This window comes from Novosphingobium resinovorum (genome assembly GCF_027922145.1).
Classification (GTDB): domain Bacteria; phylum Pseudomonadota; class Alphaproteobacteria; order Sphingomonadales; family Sphingomonadaceae; genus Novosphingobium; species Novosphingobium resinovorum.
Genome location: NZ_BSFC01000059.1, coordinates 1 through 816, shown reverse-complemented (window position 1 = coordinate 816; position 816 = coordinate 1). Strand labels below are relative to the sequence as shown.

The following is an 816-nucleotide window of genomic DNA, read 5'->3' as shown; positions in this document are numbered from 1 at the left end:
CACCGGCTCCTCGCCGCCACAGAAAACCGCAGATATCAGCCAAAAATTAGCGGCCTGCGCGCCTCCTGCGCGGGCAGTTTCTTCCAGTCCAGGCCCGACAGCAATGCTGTGCATTGCGGTCCGCTCAGGACCATCGTGCCGCTTTGCACAGGCGGCCAGAAAAACCTCCCTCGGTCGAGCCATTTCGTCGCCATGACCGCGCCTGACCCGTCATGACGGAGCAGCTTCACCTTATCCGCGCCCTTGTTGCGGAACACGAACACATCGCCCGCACAGGCATCATGCCCCAGCACGTGCGTCACGAGTCCCATCAACCGGTTAATCCCGGCTCTGAAGTCGACCGGCTGTGTCGCCACGAAGATCCGTACGCTTCCGTCGATCGGGATCATTCCCGGATCGCCGCCAGTACCGCGCGCAGGTGGTCCATCTCAACCGCGCCCCGGACCCGAACCGTCACATCGCGAACGATCAGTTCCAGCCCGGCGCCTTCGCATCGCTCCTCCCGGACAACCGTTACCGGCACAAACCGCATTTCCTCAACCGCGCCCGCCGCGCGGGCATGTCGCCGCCAGTAGTGCAGCAGGCCCAGGCCGACGCCGTTCTCGCGCGCAACCTGCGACACCGTCACGTCAGGAGCAAAACTCTCCGCTACAATGCGGTCACGTTCTTCATCAGGCCATCGTTCGTAGCGTCGGCGCGCCGGCGTCAAACTCTCGATCAAACGCGACGCCGCACTGTGCGACGCACAGGTCAAACCGCCGTTTGAGGCTGCATCAATCTCATCCGACATTGCCCGATCTCCTCATCGTCTCGGGC

Annotated in this window: 2 protein-coding genes; both read right to left on the bottom strand. The window is 63.4% G+C overall.

Annotated features, from left to right (window positions below):
- Positions 1–35: 35 nt before the first annotated feature.
- Positions 36–389, bottom strand: a complete 354-nt coding sequence (gene tnpB, locus PKE80_RS25230) for an IS66 family insertion sequence element accessory protein TnpB (protein WP_271184828.1) — start codon at positions 387–389, stop codon at positions 36–38.
- Positions 386–790: a transposase gene (locus PKE80_RS25225; RefSeq protein ID WP_021243393.1), complete on the bottom strand. Its 405-nt coding sequence runs from the start codon at positions 788–790 to the stop codon at positions 386–388. The genes tnpB and PKE80_RS25225 overlap by 4 nt, the downstream gene beginning before the upstream one ends.
- Positions 791–816: the final 26 nt, after the last annotated feature.